General features: G+C 51.3%; 17 protein-coding genes. 15 read left to right on the plus strand and 2 right to left on the minus strand.

What is annotated here, in order from left to right; genetic code table 11:
* The first annotated feature begins 98 nt into the window (after positions 1–98).
* Genes OMQ46_RS00055 through OMQ46_RS00070 form a run of 4 tightly spaced genes read left to right on the plus strand, consistent with a single transcriptional unit; the run spans position 99 to position 5,237 of the window.
* Positions 99–1,541 (plus strand): aspartate kinase, encoded by a 1,443-nt coding sequence (locus tag OMQ46_RS00055; protein WP_266234794.1) that lies wholly within the window; start codon positions 99–101, stop codon positions 1,539–1,541.
* Positions 1,526–2,404 (plus strand): TPR end-of-group domain-containing protein, encoded by an 879-nt coding sequence (locus OMQ46_RS00060; RefSeq protein ID WP_266234796.1) that lies wholly within the window; start codon positions 1,526–1,528, stop codon positions 2,402–2,404. Before OMQ46_RS00055 ends, OMQ46_RS00060 begins: the two co-directional genes overlap by 16 nt.
* Positions 2,405–2,441: 37 nt before the next feature.
* Positions 2,442–3,863 carry a sodium/proline symporter gene (locus OMQ46_RS00065; RefSeq protein ID WP_266234797.1) on the plus strand — a complete coding sequence of 474 codons (1,422 nt, stop codon included), beginning with the start codon at positions 2,442–2,444 and terminating at the stop codon, positions 3,861–3,863.
* A 3-nt stretch (positions 3,864–3,866) separates the two neighbouring features.
* Positions 3,867–5,237 (plus strand): alanine/glycine:cation symporter family protein, encoded by a 1,371-nt coding sequence (locus tag OMQ46_RS00070; protein ID WP_266234798.1) that lies wholly within the window; start codon positions 3,867–3,869, stop codon positions 5,235–5,237.
* On the opposite strand, the gene OMQ46_RS00075 is transcribed toward OMQ46_RS00070, so the two are convergent.
* Entirely contained in the window at positions 5,234–5,767 is a 534-nt protein-coding gene (locus tag OMQ46_RS00075) for a chalcone isomerase family protein (protein WP_266234799.1), read from the minus strand. The two genes, OMQ46_RS00070 and OMQ46_RS00075, sit on opposite strands and share 4 nt — an antisense overlap.
* Before the next feature lie 182 nt (positions 5,768–5,949).
* On the opposite strand from OMQ46_RS00075, the gene OMQ46_RS00080 reads away from it, so the two are divergent.
* Genes OMQ46_RS00080 through OMQ46_RS00115 form a run of 8 tightly spaced genes read left to right on the plus strand, consistent with a single transcriptional unit; the run spans position 5,950 to position 13,775 of the window.
* Positions 5,950–6,873 carry an acyl-CoA desaturase gene (locus tag OMQ46_RS00080; protein WP_266234800.1) on the plus strand — a complete coding sequence of 308 codons (924 nt, stop codon included), beginning with the start codon at positions 5,950–5,952 and terminating at the stop codon, positions 6,871–6,873.
* Positions 6,870–8,117, plus strand: a complete 1,248-nt coding sequence (locus OMQ46_RS00085) for an NAD(P)/FAD-dependent oxidoreductase (RefSeq protein ID WP_266234801.1) — start codon at positions 6,870–6,872, stop codon at positions 8,115–8,117. The genes OMQ46_RS00080 and OMQ46_RS00085 overlap by 4 nt, the downstream gene beginning before the upstream one ends.
* Positions 8,114–8,908 carry a DUF1365 domain-containing protein gene (locus tag OMQ46_RS00090; protein ID WP_266234803.1) on the plus strand — a complete coding sequence of 265 codons (795 nt, stop codon included), beginning with the start codon at positions 8,114–8,116 and terminating at the stop codon, positions 8,906–8,908. Before OMQ46_RS00085 ends, OMQ46_RS00090 begins: the two co-directional genes overlap by 4 nt.
* A complete protein-coding gene (locus OMQ46_RS00095) occupies positions 8,905–10,173 on the plus strand; it encodes an SAM-dependent methyltransferase (RefSeq protein WP_266234804.1) in 1,269 nt (422 codons plus the stop codon). The genes OMQ46_RS00090 and OMQ46_RS00095 overlap by 4 nt, the downstream gene beginning before the upstream one ends.
* The gene (locus OMQ46_RS00100) at positions 10,166–10,699 is read left to right on the plus strand and encodes a DUF2878 domain-containing protein (RefSeq protein WP_266234806.1); all 534 of its coding nucleotides are present in this window, start codon (positions 10,166–10,168) and stop codon (positions 10,697–10,699) included. The genes OMQ46_RS00095 and OMQ46_RS00100 overlap by 8 nt, the downstream gene beginning before the upstream one ends.
* Positions 10,686–11,456 (plus strand): DUF1295 domain-containing protein, encoded by a 771-nt coding sequence (locus OMQ46_RS00105; protein ID WP_266234808.1) that lies wholly within the window; start codon positions 10,686–10,688, stop codon positions 11,454–11,456. Before OMQ46_RS00100 ends, OMQ46_RS00105 begins: the two co-directional genes overlap by 14 nt.
* Entirely contained in the window at positions 11,443–12,480 is a 1,038-nt protein-coding gene (locus OMQ46_RS00110; RefSeq protein WP_266234809.1) for an SAM-dependent methyltransferase, read from the plus strand. Before OMQ46_RS00105 ends, OMQ46_RS00110 begins: the two co-directional genes overlap by 14 nt.
* On the plus strand, positions 12,480–13,775 hold the full coding sequence (locus OMQ46_RS00115) for a sensor histidine kinase (RefSeq protein WP_266234811.1): 1,296 nt from the start codon (positions 12,480–12,482) through the stop codon (positions 13,773–13,775). The genes OMQ46_RS00110 and OMQ46_RS00115 overlap by 1 nt, the downstream gene beginning before the upstream one ends.
* A 25-nt stretch (positions 13,776–13,800) precedes the next feature.
* Here the strand turns inward: OMQ46_RS00115 and OMQ46_RS00120 are convergent, their stop codons facing one another.
* Complete coding sequence (locus OMQ46_RS00120) at positions 13,801–14,499, minus strand: response regulator transcription factor (protein WP_266234812.1); 699 nt, start codon at positions 14,497–14,499, stop codon at positions 13,801–13,803.
* Positions 14,500–14,653: 154 nt separating this feature from the next.
* On the opposite strand from OMQ46_RS00120, the gene OMQ46_RS00125 reads away from it, so the two are divergent.
* The 3 genes from OMQ46_RS00125 (at position 14,654) to cfa (ending at position 17,017) form a co-directional block, all read left to right on the plus strand.
* The gene (locus OMQ46_RS00125) at positions 14,654–14,860 is read left to right on the plus strand and encodes a (2Fe-2S)-binding protein (protein ID WP_266234813.1); all 207 of its coding nucleotides are present in this window, start codon (positions 14,654–14,656) and stop codon (positions 14,858–14,860) included.
* 316 nt (positions 14,861–15,176) lie between these two features.
* Positions 15,177–15,656 (plus strand): bacterioferritin, encoded by a 480-nt coding sequence (gene bfr, locus OMQ46_RS00130; protein ID WP_266234814.1) that lies wholly within the window; start codon positions 15,177–15,179, stop codon positions 15,654–15,656.
* A gap of 164 nt (positions 15,657–15,820) precedes the next feature.
* The gene (cfa, locus tag OMQ46_RS00135) at positions 15,821–17,017 is read left to right on the plus strand and encodes a cyclopropane fatty acyl phospholipid synthase (protein ID WP_266234816.1); all 1,197 of its coding nucleotides are present in this window, start codon (positions 15,821–15,823) and stop codon (positions 17,015–17,017) included.
* Positions 17,018–17,233 lie beyond the last annotated feature (216 nt).

Below are 17,233 nucleotides of genomic sequence, written 5' to 3' on the forward strand. Positions count from 1 at the left end.
TACACATCAGGGCTAATCCCGACGACCGGTCTGTACTGAAGCAGACCGGTCGCCTGACCTTTGAAGGTCATCAACAAAAGGAAATCAGAGAGAAGACAATGAGTTTTCACACGGTAGAAAAAATCGGCGGCACGTCAATGAGTAATTATGAGGCGGTGCGCGATAATATTATTCTCAAACCGGTACATAATGACTCAATCTACAACCGAATTTTTGTGGTCTCTGCCTATGGCGGTATGACCGATTTACTGCTTGAGCACAAGAAAAGCGGAAAGCCCGGCGTCTACGGTCTGTTTGCCAGTGGTGAAGAAGATGACAGCTGGCGTGAAGCACTGCATGAACTCAAGCAGAAAATGTTTGATATCAACAAAAGCTTTTATAAGAAAAAAGCCAACCTGGACCGCGCCAATCATTTCATTGGTGAACGCCTGGATGATGCCGAGCGCTGCCTGGCAGACCTACATCGTTTGTGTCAGCACGGCCATTTCGAACTGGACATGCATCTGGAAACAGTCAGAGAAATGCTTGCCAGTATTGGTGAAGCGCACAGTGCCTGGAACACCGCGCAACTGCTTCAACGTGATGGCATTGATGCCAAGTTTGTGGATTTGACCGCCTGGCAGACAGATAAACACGTCCCTCTGGATGACCGAATTAAACGGGCTTTTTCTGAAATCGACCTGAGCAAACAGCTACCCATTGTTACCGGTTACGCCCATAGCGACGATGGTCTGATGTCCACGTTTGATCGTGGCTACAGTGAAATGACGTTCAGTCGAATTGCGGTGCTGACAGAAGCCAATGAGGCGATAATTCACAAAGAATTTCACCTCAGCAGTGCTGACCCCCGTCTGGTGGGTGAAGACAATGCAGTGCCCATCGGACGTACTAACTACGATGTCGCTGATCAGCTTGCGAATCTGGGGATGGAAGCGATTCATCCCAAGGCTGCGAAAGGACTGCGGCGCAATGATATCCCTCTGCGGGTGCGTAATACCTTTGAGCCTGAGCATGCGGGCACATTGATCACCGGTGATTATGTCAGTGTGGACCCCTGCGTGGAGATCATTGCCGGTTGTAAAGGCGTGTATGCCTTTGAACTGTTTGATCAGGATATGGCAGGTAATATTGATGATTACGATCGTGAAATCCTGGCGACAATCCGTCGCTTCAAGGCACACATCGTGTCCAAGGATATCAACGCCAATACCATCACCCATTACCTCTCGACCAACCTCAAGACCATCAAGCGTATTCGAAATGCGCTGGAGCAACGCTTTACCGATGCTGAAATCAATCAGCAAAAAGTGGCCATCGTCTCGGCGATTGGCAGTGACATGAAAATTCCGGGTATTCTGGCGAGAACAGTGGGTTCGTTGGCTAAGGAGAATATCTCCGTGCTGGCGATGCACCAATCTATGCGTCAGGTTGATATGCAGTTTATTATTGATGAAGGCGATTATGACAACGCCATCAAAAGTCTGCATAGTGTACTGGTTGAAATTCATGATCACGGTAAAGCCATATGCCTCGCATCCTGATAGCGATAGTTTTCTTATTGATGCCGTTTCAGCTGTTCGCCGCTGAAACGGCCACTCAGCCTGAACAATTTGAAGCCGAGGTAGAGCAACTGGAAGAGCCGCTCTACACGCCCTTCATCGAGCGCTATGTGCTGGATGAACTGAAAGCCCTGCGCACGGATATGGCTGCAAACCGCGCCGAACTGATTCAGATGATGGTAGACCGGGAGTTGTCAGCGGTTGATAAAGCCGTTAATTACGCAACCAACACGGTGACCTATTTCTTCTATCTGATTGCCGCAGCCTCGTCTATTCTGGTTCTTGTGGGCTGGTCGTCAATCCGAGAAATTAAAGAGCGGGTGCACACCCTGGCGGATCAGGAAATTAACAGTCTGGTCACAGAGTATGAGCAACGCCTGCGCGCCATCGAGCAACAGCTGAGTAAAGAAACGCAGCAAATCGAGGAAAATCGCGAGAAGATCGAACGCACTCAGGAAGTCCAGTCGCTGTGGTTAAGAGCAGGGCAGGAGACCAACCCGGCCAATAAAATCGCTGTTTACGATCAGATCATGGCCATTCGACCCTATGACACGGAGGCTTTGACTTACAAAGCCGACGCGGTACTTGAGATCTCAGAGCCACAATGGGCCATTAACCTGTGTCATCAGGCGCTGGAATCGGATCCGGAAAACGGTCATGCTTTCTATCAACTCGCCTGTGCGCACACCGCGCTGGCTCAATTGGATGAAGCCGTACATTACCTGCAGCGTGCGGTGAATTGCAGCGAGACCTATCGTGAGCAGAGCCAGAACGATCCGGCTTTGTCTCCACTGCAATCCTATCCCGGACTTGACGAGATACTCAAACCCGGCGGCGACAGCTGATATCGGTGTCCAGCCTGGTTTGAATAGAAGGTAAATCATGGTCTGGAGTTTTCTCATTTTCCTGGGGATGTTTGTCGCTATTGGCGTGAGTTCGATTTTACGCAGTCGCGGCACCAAAAATGATTACTACCTCGCCAGTAGTGATGTTCCTCCCAGTCTGGTGGGGCTGTCTGCGGTTGCGACCAATAACAGTGGTTATATGTTTATTGGTGTCATCGGCTATACTTATGCCACCGGCTTTGCCGCTGTCTGGCTAATGGTATCGTGGATCATCGGCGACTTTATTGCTTCCAGCTTCATCCACTCCCGGCTGCGACAAGCGACCAGAGATACTGCCCAGCCCAGTTACGCCGGTGTACTCAGCAACTGGCACAGACAGCATGATCAGACGCTGCAGAGACTGATTGCCCTGATTTCGCTCGTTTTCCTGATGGCCTATGCTGGCGCCCAACTCGTTGCAGGCAGTAAAGCCCTGCATGTGCTGCTCGACTGGCCCATCTATGCCGGTGCGGTCATGGGGGCGATCATGGTGGCCCTGTACTGTATGGCGGGCGGCATCCGCGCCTCTATTTGGACCGATGCTGCTCAGTCAGTGGTGATGATTATTGCCATGGGCGTCATGCTGGTTATTGCGACCGTCTCTCTGGGGGGGATAGACGGGGCTATTCACGAGATGGACAAGGTCGAGGGGTTTCTCGATCTGTTTCCGGATGATTTAATCCTGCCCGGCATTGCCGGAGGCGTCATGTTCGCCCTGGGCTGGATGTTTGCCGGTTTCTCGGTGATTGGTCAACCGCATGTGATGATCCGATTTATGGCCCTGGCAGAGTCGGGGCGAATGGTTCGCGCCCGTATCTGGTATTACCTCTGGTTTACCGCATTTTACTGTATGTCGACGTGTGTGGGCCTGTTGTCGCGGGTCTATCTTGGAGGCGACCCGGCCGGCTTCGATGCTGAACTGGCCTTACCCACGATGGCGATGGAATTACTACACCCGGTATTTGTCGGGCTGGTGCTGGCCGGCATTTTTGCTGCGACGATGTCGACTGCGGATTCACTGGTGCTGAATTGTTCTGCTGCCATTACCCACGACCTGCTGCCCCGGGGAATCGATAACACCTTTTACCTGAAACTGACCACGATTGTTATCGTCTTTATCGCGCTGGTATGGGCACTCACCGCCACTGAGAGTGTTTTCAGTCTGGTGATTTTTGCCTGGTCTGGCCTCGCCAGTGCTTTCGCTCCTCTGTTGATTGTGTTGTCACTGGGTTTCAGGCCCGGTCAGCGCCTCAGTATCATTGCCATGCTGGTGGGACTCGCCGTTGCGCTCGGCTGGCGCTTTGCTGGCTGGCATAACGCTGTCTACGAGGGATTGCCTGGCATTATCTCTGGCCTGATGATCCTGACTGCGGTGCTCTGGTGGCGAAATCAGCAGGGTCTGTCTATCAAAGGTCGCTGAACCATGATGGCCACTGTGATTGAGAATTTTCTGCAGCAATTGGCTGCTTTCCTCTGGGGTTTACCCCTGGTAATCCTGTTGGTCGGTGGTGGTTTATTCTTCTTGCTTTACTCGCGTTTTTTGCCCTACCGCTATCTGGGGCATAGTCTGAGTCTGTTATTCAGACGCAAAGATGAAGACGACCCGGGACAGCTTTCACATTTTCAGGCCCTGAGCACGGCTTTATCCGGCACGCTGGGCATGGGTAATGTTTCAGGGGTGGCGATTGCGATTGCAATCGGTGGTCCCGGTGCCGTGTTCTGGATGTGGATCAGTGCGCTGGTGGGCATCGCCACCAAGTTTTATACCTGCAGTCTGGCAGTTATGTATCGCGGTCGTGACAGCGAGGGCCAATGGCAGGGCGGCCCCATGTACGTGATACGAGAGGGTATGGGCAGTCGCTGGCAGCCATTGGCCTATTTCTTTGCGGTGGCGGGACTGTTGGGAACGATGCCTATCTTTCAGGTCAACCAGTTGGTACAGATAGTGCGTGATACGATTGCGATTCCTGCCGGACTGACTGAGGCCGGGGCCCATTTCAGCTTTGATCTGGGGCTGGGGCTGTTACTGGCCGGTCTGGTTTTAATCGTGGGGTTAGGGCGTTTACCAAGACTGGGACAAGTGACAGGCATCCTGGTCCCAAGCATGGTGGTGGTGTACATGCTGCTCACCGGTTTTGTGCTGATAAGCCATGCTGAAGCCGTGCCGGCCGCATTGCAGTTGATCGTTCGCGATGCCTTCAGCGGCCATGCGATGGCGGGCGGTATTGTCGGAGCGGTGATCGTGACCGGGATTCAGCGGGCAGCTTTCTCCAACGAGGCCGGCATTGGTACCGAAGCGATGGCGCATGGCGCGGCCAAAACCCGCGAACCGATACGAGAAGGCATGGTCGCGATGCTGGGCCCGGTGATTGATACCCTGATAGTTTGTACCTGTACAGCCCTGGTTATTTTAATCAGCGGTGTCTGGCAAAGTAGCGAGCATGATGGCATCACCATGACCGCGATGGCGTTCAAAGACCTGTTCCCACATGGCAGTGCGGTCATTGTTGCGCTGGTGGTGACGATGTTGAGCCTCAGCACGGTGTTTACCTTCTGGTACTACGGCAGCAAGTGTCTGGGCTTTCTGATTGGCGCCGAGTATCAGCATCGCTACATCTGGCTGTATATCATTCTGGTGGTGCTGGGGGCAGTGGCTTCCCTGCAGATGGTGGTCAGCCTGGTTGACGCCATGTATGCCTTGATGGCTATACCAACTATGACAGCAGCACTGATCCTGGCGCCAAAAGTCAATCGGGCCGCCCGCGCTTTTGTGTCACAACGGCTATCAGATTAAGCATCCGGCTGCAGCAGAGACTCCTTCAGCGCATTGTTGAAAGGTTTGTCGCCAAACCAAATCTGATAGTAGCGCTGTCCCAGACTGTCTGAGGCATGCTGCCCCAGCAAGCGGTCATTCTTGAACAGCGACAGGCCACTCGCGCCCCGGCGAATATCATAACGATCACCTTCTGCCACCGATTCATAAGCGGTGTTGAACTGAGCCAAATCCGCTTTGATCTGTTCGAATTCAGCAGCGGATAAGTTACGTTTCAGCAAGGTTTCGGCTGCTTCAATGAAATCCTCGGCAGCGATTTCACGATGGTAAATAAAGGACAGTTGAATTTCATCAGTCAGGGCCGGAAGTTGGTCACAGTCGCTACTATAAAGTGCGGCATCCGCGACATTGATAAACTTCATCACTGAAATTTCAGTCTGACTGCACTTGGCGAGCGGGCCATGCTCGGTCTCAATCCGGCTGGAAAAAGCCTCAGCATGGCTGTTGCTGACGAAGATAATACTGAATAAAAAACAGGCGATACGGATCATAACTGGTCTCCGGCAATGCAAAATTGTATGGTGTGCCACTTACCTTGTTTTTTATTATTTTTCAGGTACGGCAAATTGTGTCGCCAGTGACTGTGAAATCCGGGTGAAGCCGCATCATTACTGCTTTCACATCAAATTCACATTTTGCGCTCTAGTCTGTGCCAAACACTTCGAGAGTGGCTATGCGAGCGTTACGTTACTGGTTCGACAGCAACCTGCAGCAACAGGACAGCGATGCTGACCATGCAGGCATCGACTGGCTCAGAATCATTCCCTTTATCGGACTTCATCTTGGTTGTATTGCTGTTTTCTGGGTTGGCACATCATCCATAGCAGTGACAACAGCAATCGCCCTGTATCTGCTGAGAATGTTCGCCATCACTGCCTTTTATCATCGTTATTTTGCACATAAATCCTTTAAAACGTCTCGTGCTGTACAGTTTCTGTTTGCGCTTATCGGTGCCAGTGCCACGCAACGCGGTCCCTTGTGGTGGGCGGCACATCACCGACAGCACCATCGTCACGCGGATCAGGAGCAGGATCCACATTCACCCAAGCAGGGTTTTCTATGGAGTCATATGGGCTGGTTTTTAAGTAGAAAACATTTCAGGGCTGACCTCAGCCTGGTGCCGGAACTGGCCCGTTATCCAGAGCTTCGCTGGTTGGATCGTTATGATATTGCTGTTCCAGTGATGCTGGCGGTAGTGTTGTATGCGGTCGGTGAGGCGCTTGCCACTGCGCAGCCCGATCTCAACACCAGCGGTTGGCAGATGGTCATCTGGGGTTACTTCATTTCTACCGTTGTCCTGATTCATGCCACCCTGCTTATCAATTCGCTGGCACACCGTGTAGGCCGACGCCGTTACCAGACACAGGATGACAGCCGGAACAATTTCCTGCTGGCGCTATTGACGCTGGGCGAGGGTTGGCATAACAACCATCACTATCATGCCGCATCGGCGCGTCAGGGTTTTTACTGGTGGGAGATTGACATCAGCTACTACCTGCTCTGGTGTATGCATAAACTCGGCCTCATCTGGGATGTGCGTAGTATTTCCAAGAGTAAGCGTGACGCCCGCCAGACTGGTCGGGAGTCAGTTCAATGAGAATTGCTGTGGTTGGCGCGGGGATCTCCGGATTGACCGCTGCCTGGTATCTTGCCAATCGTGAGCAGGCTGACGTCAGCGTATTTGAAGCCAACGACTACATTGGTGGTCACACCGACACACATCAGATTGAAATCCTCAACAAAAACTGGTCAGTCGATACCGGATTTATTGTCTTCAATCATCGCAACTATCCGCATTTCACCGAACTGCTGGCGGAGCTGGGCGTAGATTCTCAGCCCACCGAGATGAGTTTCAGTGTGCATAACACCCGCAGCGGGCTCGAGTACAACGCTACAAGTCTCAACAAACTGTTCTGCCAGCGTAAGAATCTGGTCAGTCCGCGTTTCTATCGCATGCTGGCGGATCTGGTCCGTTTCTACCGAAACGCCCCCGCAGTCCTGCAGGAACCGGACAATCGTCAGACGGTGGCAGATTACCTCAAGACCAACGGCTACAGCGATATCTTCATCAACGATCATTTGTTGCCCATGGCCTGCGCGCTCTGGTCAGGGCCCAGTGACAGTCTGATAAACATGCCGGTGCGCTATCTGGTGTCGTTTATGAGTAACCATAAAATGCTGTCTCTGACCGAGCGCCCACAATGGCGTGTGGTGAAAGGTGGCTCCAGACAATACATTGGTGCGCTGTTGAAACGCTTTCCCGGAAAGGTGTACACGTCGACCCCTGTCGATAGCATTCGCCGGGTCTACAATGGCGTGACACTGTCGGTCGGCGGAGACACTTTGCCTTTTGATGCTGTGGTGTTTGCCTGTCACTCTGATCAGGCGCTCAAATTACTGTCTGACCCGAGCCGGGCGGAAACTGAGGTGCTCGGTGCCATTCCCTACCAGGACAATCTGATGCAACTGCATGCCGATGAATCCGTTTTGCCTGTCAACCCTCAGGCCTGGGCCAGTTGGAATGTGCATATCGATGATGCACTGAGCGAACGCTGCACAGTGTCCTATCACATGAACACCCTGCAGAACCTCGATGCACCGGTTGAATTCATTGCTTCCCTTAACTCGGCGGACCGGGTCGATCCGAATAAAGTGTTTGTTGAGCGACGTTATTCGCACCCGGTTTATACCGAACAAACCCTGGCGGCGCAGCAACGCTGGTCAGATATCTCCGGTAAACAGCACAGTTATTTCTGCGGCGCATATTGGGGCTGGGGATTCCATGAAGACGGCGTCAGCAGCGCATTACGGGTTGTTGAACAGTTGAGGAGGGCGCTATGAATTTCGAACCCGCCCTGTTTCAGGGGCATGTCTGGCATCATCGCAGGCAGCCGGTTGCCCATTGCTTCCGCTATCCGCTGGCGATGGTCATGCTGGATCTGGATCAACTGGCGCCGACATTCTCCGCCAGCCGCTGGTGGTCACTCGAGCGTTTTAACCTTATCAGCTTCCATCGTCGTGATTACCTGGGCCCCTTTGACCGAGATCTGAAGACCGCGGTGTGCGAGCAGATTGAAGCACAGCTTGGCGAGTCTTTCGACGGCCAGGTTTACCTGCTGACCCATCCGCGCTATCTCGGCTTCGTGTTCAACCCGGTGAGTTTCTATTTCTGTGTTAATGCATCGGGCCAGGTTGAGTATGTTTTGGCTGATATTAACAATACGCCCTGGAATCAACGTCACTGTTATGTGCTCAGGGCCGACAACAAGGCTGATTCGCTTGTCGCTGATTTTGATAAAGCCTTCCATATTTCCCCCTTTATGCCCATGGAGATGCGTTATCACTGGCGCTTTCACTATGAAGGTGATGTGCTGAAAGTGCTGATGCAGTTAGATAAAGACGGTCAGTCACAATTCAATGCAGAAATGCAGATGCAAGCCCAGCCATTAAGCCCGGCGCAGATGTCGAGTCTGCCGTGGCGCTATCCACTACAGACACTGCGTGTTATCAGCCGTATTTACTGGCAGGCATTCAGGCTCTGGCTCAAACGGGTACCTTTTTACAGTCATCCGGAGAGCGATGCCACGCCTAATCAAACTACCCGAAAAACACATCGTGAGGACAGCCCATGAATATGCCTGTTTCGACCGCTAGCAGCGAGCGACTCAAGCTGTCACGGTTTCAGAATCTATGTAGACAATTGCTGCTCAGGCAGTTGGCGGCGATACAGGAGGGGTGCCTCATTTTCCAGATGAGCAATCAGGCACCTCTGACGCTGGGCCAGGCCGATCATGAGCTCAAGGTCAGGCTGACGGTCACCGATCCACGTTTTTTCGAAGCGGTGATTTTTGGCGGCTCGGTCGGCGCGGCGGAATCTTACATGGCCGGTGACTGGCACAGCGATGACTTAACCGCTCTGATTCGTCTGCTGGTGCGTAACCGCGATCTGGTAGATGGTATGGAAAAAGGCTTGGCGAGAATCACTGGCTGGCTGTTGCAAGGCGTTCACTGGTTGCGACGAAATACCCGTGACGGCAGCCGTAAAAACATTGCCGCTCATTATGACCTGGGTAATGATTTATTCGAGCTGTTCCTCGACCGCGATTTCATGATGTACTCCTCAGGTCTCTACTATGATGACAGCGAGAGCCTGGAGCGGGCTCAGTTTAATAAGCTGGGACGCCTGTGTGACAAACTTGACCTGCAACCTGACGACCATTTGTTGGAAATCGGCACTGGCTGGGGCGGCTGTGCGACATTCGCTGCGCTCCATTATGGCTGTAGGGTAACTACCACCACCATTTCCCGTGAACAATACGAACATGCCCGCAGACGAGTCGCCGATCTGGATTTGGAAGACAAAGTCACGGTGCTGCTGGAAGACTACCGTGATCTCAAAGGCCAGTATGACAAGTTAATCTCGATTGAGATGGTCGAGGCGGTGGGGCACCACTTCATTAATGACTATTTCCAACACTGCAGCCAGCTTTTGAAACCCAACGGGCTGGCGATTATTCAAGCGATTACGCTGGAGGATCATCGTTACCGGCAGGCAGTTAAATCGGTGGATTTTATCAAGCGATATATCTTCCCCGGCAGTTTCATCCCTTGTGTCAGTGTGCTGGTCAATGCCGCTGCCAGCGCAGAACTCAAGCTGACCAACCTCGAAGATATCGGCCCCAGTTATGCCACGACGCTGAGCGTGTGGCGTGAACGCTTTATGGCTCAGCTGGATGAAGTTCGCCGTCTGGGTTACGACGAACGCTTTATTCGTATGTGGGAGTTTTATCTTTGCTATTGCGAGGGTGGTTTTATGGAGCGGAGTATCAGCGATGTGCATCTGCTTTTCAGCAAGCCGGCCAATCGTCGTGAACAGTGGGTGCCACTGGATGCGTAATGTACTCAACTTTGTTGCCTTTCAGGCGGTGTGGCTGATTGTCATCCTGGCTGCTGCTGCGGGCAAACCGGCATATGCCTTGCTCGCCACGGCGACATTTGCCGTGGTTCAGGTTTATTTCAGTCGCTGGCGAGTCACCGATATCAAACTGATAGTACTGGGACTACTGGCAGGAATGATGCTCGATACTATCTGGCTCAACATGGGTTGGATAGGCTACGCCCATGGCGATATTGGCGGTCTGGCACCCTGGTGGATTGGCTGTCTGTGGGTGAACTTTATGCTGACTTTGAACCACTCACTCAGTTGGCTGCAACCTCGGCTGAAAATGCTGGGAATGATGACCGTGTTCGCCGCGCCCTTATCTTATCTCGCAGGCAGTAAGCTGGGCGCGGTGACCCTGCTTGAACCAGGGATGGCGGTGTTGTCACTGTCCCTGAGCTGGGCATTGCTGGTACCGATGCTGATGTGTCTGGCCAGACTCTGGCACAGACAGGAAGAGGAGGAGAACCATGCTTTGGTATAGTTTAGTTATCGCCTCGGTGGTGATGTTTTTGGGCTGGCTTTATGAGGGTAAAACTCGCAATGCCGGCGTCGTTGATGTGCTGTGGGCCGGTCTGATGTCGTTTCTTCCGGTTTATTATGCCGTGTTGAGTGACGGTGACTGGCTCCTGCGAGCAGTGGCCGGTGGCCTGATGAGCCTGTGGTATCTGCGCCTGTTCTGGCATCTCAGCGGTCGTGTCTTTTCTGAGCCGGAAGATGGTCGTTACGCCTATCTCCGTCAATACTGGGGTGATAACACACACCGCAATCACTTCTTTTTTTTCCAGTTTCAGGCGCTGCTGGCATTCATGTTCACTCTACCGGTCTGGTGGCTGAGTCAGGCTGAGAGTCATTATCTGCCAACGGTGATTATTGCGTTGCTGCTGGCGCTGATCGCTATCTGTGGTGTGACACTGGCGGACCGTCAGTTGCAAGCGTTTCGGAGCCAGTCTGCTAATAAGGGCAAAGTCTGCGAAGACGGTCTCTGGTATTACTCCCGTCATCCTAATTACTTCTTTGAATGGTTGCACTGGTTCAGTTACCCCCTGCTGGCTCTGGGCATAGCGGGTGGTAACTGGTTATGGCTGGCCCCGCTGGTCATGTTGGCATTCCTCTATTTTATTACCGGCATACCCTATACCGAACGGCAGGCCATTCGCAGTCGCGGTGATGCCTACCGTCGCTATCAGCAAACTACCAGTGCTTTCATCCCTTGGAGAAAAAAACATGCGTCTGATTGAATTTGCAGAGAAAAAAATGGTGCCTGATTCGGTGATTCGAGTCGGTATCCGGCAGCTGCTGAAAAAACGTCTGCATGATGAGATGGCCTTTGATCCGGAACAGGCCAGTTTGCGCAAACAGCAGTGTATTGACATGCTCCGCAGCAGCCCCATTGCTATTGAAACAGATGCAGCTAATGAGCAGCATTATGAAGTCCCGGCCCCATTTTATGAACTGGTGTTGGGCAAACACCTCAAATACAGTGGCTGCCTTTGGAGTCAGGATTGCCTGACACTGGATGATGCGGAAAGGGCGATGCTGGATCTTTACCTGCAGCGAGCGGAACTGGAAAACGGCCAGCATATCCTTGAACTCGGCTGTGGCTGGGGGTCATTAACACTGCACATGGCTGAAAGTCTGCCTTATGCCCGTATCACAGCAGTGTCTAACTCCAACTCGCAGCGGCAGTTTATTGAAAAACGTCTGCTGGAGAGAGGGTTGAGTAACGTTCGGGTGATTACCTGTGATGTCAATGAACTCTCGCTCGATGAGCGGTTTGATCGTATTGTTTCTATCGAAATGTTTGAGCATATGCGTAACTACCAGCGCCTGTTTGACAAGATTGGTCAATGGCTCAGAGACGACGGCAAATTGTTTGTGCATATTTTCTGCCATCAGAACGTGGTCTATCCGTTTGAAACTGAAGGTGATGATAACTGGATGGGGCGCTATTTCTTTACCGGCGGCTTGATGCCTTCAGCCGATACCCTGCTGCATTTCCAGCAGAAGCTGCAAATCGAGCAGCAATGGCTGGTTAATGGTCAACATTACCAGCGTACTGCAGAAGCCTGGCTGGAGAATGCCGATAAGCATCAGGCCGAAATTATCCGATTGTTTGAGCAGACTTATGGCGCGGATGAAGCCAGAATCTGGTGGCAGCGCTGGCGGTTATTCTTCATGGCATGTGCCGAATTATTCGGTTATCGTGATGGCACTGAGTGGCTGGTGGGCCACTATCTGTTCAGCAAAAAATCGGCGGATTAATGGCAAAACCCAGAACCAACCTGCAGGCAAAGCTGGTCAGAGCTTTCCTGATTCAGATCCTGTTGATCAGTATTGTCACGGTTGCCGGGATCTATGCTGCCAAAACGACGGTTGAGGACATACTGGTTCGTGAGGCGCTGGAAGGCGAAGCAGCGCATTTCTGGAGCTTGCGCGAGCAACAGCCTGATTTCCCTCTACCCAATACCATGAACCTGATTGCTTACCTGGCGCCGGCTAATGATATGTCATCCGTGCCCATGCCCCTGCGGGATCTGACGCCGGGTCTGCAACGTGCCAGGCTTGATGGCGATGAACCCATCGTCTATGTCGAAGATCAGAACAGTGACAGACTGTATCTGGTTTTTGATGAAGTAAAGGTCTCCAGGCTGGCACTGGTGTTTGGGATCCTGCCACTGGCAGCAGTGCTGGTCACCCTGTATCTGTTGGCCTGGTTGACCTATCGTCAATCACATAAAGCCGTGTCACCTATCGTCAAGCTGGCGAAAGCGGTCGAGGAAGCTGAAATCCGCGAAGGTAATCTGCCCGATCTGGATCTGGAAGAATTGCGTCAGATGCCGGATGAAGAGGTCAGCAGTCTGGTTCGGGCCTTGGATCAATTTACCCATCGCTTGGAGCATTTTATCGAGCGTGAGCGGTTGTTTACCCGTGATGCCAGCCACGAGCTGAGAACGCCAATCGCCGTGCTGCGCAGTGCGATGGAGCTGCTCGAACGTCGATACAATGTAGAGGATGATAAGACCATCCGTCGTATCTACCGCACCCTTTATGATATGGAATCCCTGATAGAGACGCTGTTGATACTGGCTCGTGAGCAGGAAGATTCCCTGCCCAGCAACCAGGTCGCGGTAAACGAACTCATTAAAGACGAAATTGATACTCTGAAACTGCTTTTTCAGGATAAGGCCGTCAATGTAGAAATAGAGAGTGATAACAATCTGACGCTGTCGGCCCCGGAACGTGTATTGAAAATTTTGATAGGCAATCTGCTCAGAAACGCATTTAATTACACGCCCAGGGGGACTATTTACATTAAAACCTGGTCCCAGGGCTTCTCGGTCAGAGATAGTGGTGTCGGGATGGATTCAGAGCAGGTTAAACAGGTCTTCAAGCCGTTTTACCGTGCTGAAAACTCCGGTAACGGTTATGGCCTGGGCATGACAATCGTCAAGCGTTTATGTAACCGCTATAACTGGCACTTGCGGATCACCAGTGAACTCGGTGAGGGTACAGAAGTCAGTGTCCATTTCCCCAAATCTCAGCTGACAAAAACCTAGTTCTGTTTGTAATAGCTTGCGACTGTCAAAGGTCTTTTTCTTCGCAGAGCTTATAGCCAATACCGGGAATCGTATGCAACAGGTTTTGCTGAAAAGGTTTATCAATCAGTTTACGCAGGTTATATAAATGACTGCGCAAAGTATCACTGTCCGGCGTATCTTCACCCCAGATCTCTGCTTCCAGCTTCTCTCTGGTCACAAGGTTTGGCGACTCACGCATCAGTATCCGTAGAATCTGCAGCATGATGGGAGAGAGCCGGATAGGGTCGCCACCACGGGTCACACGCATGGTTTTGGGCTCGAACACGATATCGGCGACCTGCAGAGACTTACTGTCCATTTCGCCTCGGTGTCGGCGGATATGTGATATCAGCCTGGCTTCCAGTTCTTTCATCTCAAACGGTTTAATCAGGTAGTCGTCAGCACCGTGTTCAAAACCGGTCAGTTTGTCATCCAGCGTGTCGCGTGCGGTGAGCATGACAACAGGCATATCCTGCTGTAGGTCCTCGCGTACACGGCGACAGACTTCATAGCCATCGATACCGGGCATCATAATATCCAGTACCAATGCATCGTAGCGATGCTGGCTGCATAACTGCACTGCGGTCAGCCCGTCCGGTGCAAAGTCCACCGTCATACCGCCGGCTTCGAGAAAATCACCAATATTTGCAGCCAGATCCTGATGATCTTCTACAATAAGCACGGTCGCCGGGTTAATTTTCATCTGGCTACTCCTTAGTTTTAGTCTCACTAGGATAGCGGAATCGATCGTGATTGCCATGTGAAAAAAGCGCAGACTGGCGAACGGTTAAAATCTTGTTGACTTGATTAATGACAATTATTATCATTAACATCAAGATTGATGAGGTAGCCCTTTCATGATCGTATGTATCTGTAACAATGTAAATTCCGATGCTATCCATGCGGCCGTTGATAATGGCGCGGCATGCATTGACGCCGTGCGAAATGAAACCGGCGCAGCAGCGTGTTGCGGTAAATGTCAGTTCAAAGTCAATCGCATCCTGCAGGAGCGTCAGCAGGATGAAACAATCGATATTTCAGTGGCGCAGGCTGTCTACTCCTGATTTTATTTGCGCAAAATTCATACTTCCCATAAAAACGCATTACCCGTTAATACCTTCCTGTTTCAACAAAAAGACTTTAGTTAATGCGCTTCGCTTTGTCCCTACAAATGATAGGGAAATGCTAAAAGCCTCTTTATTAAGACATTTTTTGATCCCCCTGATTCTGCTCTCCCGACAATGAGAAAAGCTCTCTGTCAACGTTTCTAATCTAGATGATAATAGTTGCTATTTTTATTTTATTATCAGTAGCTTAGCTTTGACATTTTGTGTGAAAACACGATAATCGTCACAACTGGATTGAAACAGGAGTTAAGCCATGAAAGGCGATGCCAAAGTTATTGAATATCTCAATAAAGTACTGGGTAACGAGCTGATTGCCATTAATCAGTACTTCCTCCATGCCAAAATGTATAAAGATTGGGGGCTGCACAACCTCTACGAGCATGAATATCATGAGTCGATAGATGAAATGAAACATGCCGACAAATTGACCGAGCGGATATTGTTTCTGGAGGGGTTGCCTAACCTGCAGGATCTGGGCGCTTTGCGTATTGGTGAGAATACCCGTGAGATGATCCAGTGTGATCTGTCTCTGGAACTGGATGCCATCCCGGATTTGAAAGAAGCGATCAAATACTGCGAGGGGGTCGGGGACTATGTCACCCGTGATCTGTTCCGTGAAATTCTGGATTCAGAAGAAGAGCACGTGGATTGGCTTGAAACCCAATTAGGACTCATCGATAAAGTTGGGCTGGAAAATTATCATCAGGCTCAGATAGTTAAAGAAGCCGAATAAAACACAGACCCCGGACTGAGAATCAGCCGGGGTTTTTTGTTTTCAGCATCAAAAATCCGGTAAATGATTCATTGTTTCGATTGTCACCGGCAACATTTCGCGGTAGCGTAATAACAACAGGTTGCAGCAATTTACTCAGGCTTTTCTCAACGGGACGGGACAGCATGGCTAGATTTACGCGATTCCAGCAAAAAATGGATCAAACCTACCCCAGCAGCAGTGGTGGTGCCAGTAATATCCAGCCACCGCCGCCCCCAATGTTACGAGAATTAGCGGCAGAATCTGGCGTTCAATTCAATGGCGATGCGCCCTGGGATATCCAGGTCCATAGCGATGAGGTCTACCAACGCATCCTCAGCAAAGGTTCTCTCGGTTTTGGTGAGAGTTACATGGATGGTCTTTGGGACTGTCTGCGCCTGGATCAACTCTTCGATCGACTCCTCAGCTTCAACGTCGATGAAAAACTTGGCGGCTGGGCGCGTATGCGTCTGCTGATACAGGTGATGCGGCATCGCCTGTTCAATCTTCAGTCCAGTCAGCGCGCATTTCAGGTAGGAGAACAGCACTACGATATTGGCAATGATGTATTTGAGTCAATGTTGGATCCGACCATGAGCTATTCCTGTGGCTACTGGCATGAGGCTGACAACCTGGATCAGGCACAAGTGAATAAGCTGGACATGATTTGCCGCAAGCTGGAGCTCAAACCAGGCGAGAAACTGCTTGAGATTGGATGCGGCTGGGGAGGGCTGGCGCGACATGCCGCCAAGAATTATGGGGTTGAAGTACTGGGTATTACCATTTCCAAAGAGCAGCAAAAGCTGGCACAGGATCGTTGTGCCGGTCTGCCAGTCAATATCGAGTTGATTGATTATCGTGATCTCAACGGCGAATACGACAAAATTGTCTCAGTGGGCATGTTTGAACATGTCGGTGAGAAAAACTACCCGATCTACTTTGATACCGTCAGACGTCTGCTTAAAGACAACGGTTTGTTTTTACTGCACACCATCGGCATCTACAAGACGATCAATCGCGTCGACCCCTGGATTGACAAATATATCTTCCGTAATGGCAAGTTGCCGTCTGCAGAGCAACTGAGTCGGGTACTCAATGAGCGCCTGATTATAGAGGACTGGCATAACTTCGGTCAGGATTACTACAACACATTGATGGCCTGGTGGGAAAATTTCGACGCGGCCTGGCCAGCTTTATCACATAAATATGACGAGCGTTTCTACAGAATGTGGAAATACTATCTCATGTCCTGCGCCGGCTTTTTCAAAGCCCGGCAAGGGCAGTTATGGCAACTGGTATTGAGTAAACGTAGTCGACCGCATATCTACCGCTCGATACGTTAACACTAAACCGGCGACCAACCGGTGAGGTAAAGGAGCCGGACTTATGATGCGAGCATGGCTGTTGTCAGTCATCTTCACACTGAGTGCTGCCGGGGGCAGCAACCCGCTGGCAGCGCAATCACAAGCAGCTTACATTATCGAAATCGAGGGTGTGATAAGTCCTGCGACGGCGGATTATTTTTCCCGCTCCCTGGAACAAGCTATCGAGGCTGATGC

The organism is Methylophaga sp. OBS1 (assembly GCF_026319365.1).

Coding starts and splice junctions, on each gene's coding strand:
- OMQ46_RS00055 (WP_266234794.1), top strand. CDS start 99: ATGAGTTTTCACACGGTAGAAAAAATCGGCGGCACGTCAATGAGTAAT.
- OMQ46_RS00060 (WP_266234796.1), top strand. CDS start 1,526: ATGCCTCGCATCCTGATAGCGATAGTTTTCTTATTGATGCCGTTTCAG.
- OMQ46_RS00065 (WP_266234797.1), top strand. CDS start 2,442: ATGGTCTGGAGTTTTCTCATTTTCCTGGGGATGTTTGTCGCTATTGGC.
- OMQ46_RS00070 (WP_266234798.1), top strand. CDS start 3,867: ATGATGGCCACTGTGATTGAGAATTTTCTGCAGCAATTGGCTGCTTTC.
- OMQ46_RS00075 (WP_266234799.1), bottom strand. CDS start 5,767: ATGATCCGTATCGCCTGTTTTTTATTCAGTATTATCTTCGTCAGCAAC.
- OMQ46_RS00080 (WP_266234800.1), top strand. CDS start 5,950: ATGCGAGCGTTACGTTACTGGTTCGACAGCAACCTGCAGCAACAGGAC.
- OMQ46_RS00085 (WP_266234801.1), top strand. CDS start 6,870: ATGAGAATTGCTGTGGTTGGCGCGGGGATCTCCGGATTGACCGCTGCC.
- OMQ46_RS00090 (WP_266234803.1), top strand. CDS start 8,114: ATGAATTTCGAACCCGCCCTGTTTCAGGGGCATGTCTGGCATCATCGC.
- OMQ46_RS00095 (WP_266234804.1), top strand. CDS start 8,905: ATGAATATGCCTGTTTCGACCGCTAGCAGCGAGCGACTCAAGCTGTCA.
- OMQ46_RS00100 (WP_266234806.1), top strand. CDS start 10,166: ATGCGTAATGTACTCAACTTTGTTGCCTTTCAGGCGGTGTGGCTGATT.
- OMQ46_RS00105 (WP_266234808.1), top strand. CDS start 10,686: ATGCTTTGGTATAGTTTAGTTATCGCCTCGGTGGTGATGTTTTTGGGC.
- OMQ46_RS00110 (WP_266234809.1), top strand. CDS start 11,443: ATGCGTCTGATTGAATTTGCAGAGAAAAAAATGGTGCCTGATTCGGTG.
- OMQ46_RS00115 (WP_266234811.1), top strand. CDS start 12,480: ATGGCAAAACCCAGAACCAACCTGCAGGCAAAGCTGGTCAGAGCTTTC.
- OMQ46_RS00120 (WP_266234812.1), bottom strand. CDS start 14,499: ATGAAAATTAACCCGGCGACCGTGCTTATTGTAGAAGATCATCAGGAT.
- OMQ46_RS00125 (WP_266234813.1), top strand. CDS start 14,654: ATGATCGTATGTATCTGTAACAATGTAAATTCCGATGCTATCCATGCG.
- bfr (WP_266234814.1), top strand. CDS start 15,177: ATGAAAGGCGATGCCAAAGTTATTGAATATCTCAATAAAGTACTGGGT.
- cfa (WP_266234816.1), top strand. CDS start 15,821: ATGGCTAGATTTACGCGATTCCAGCAAAAAATGGATCAAACCTACCCC.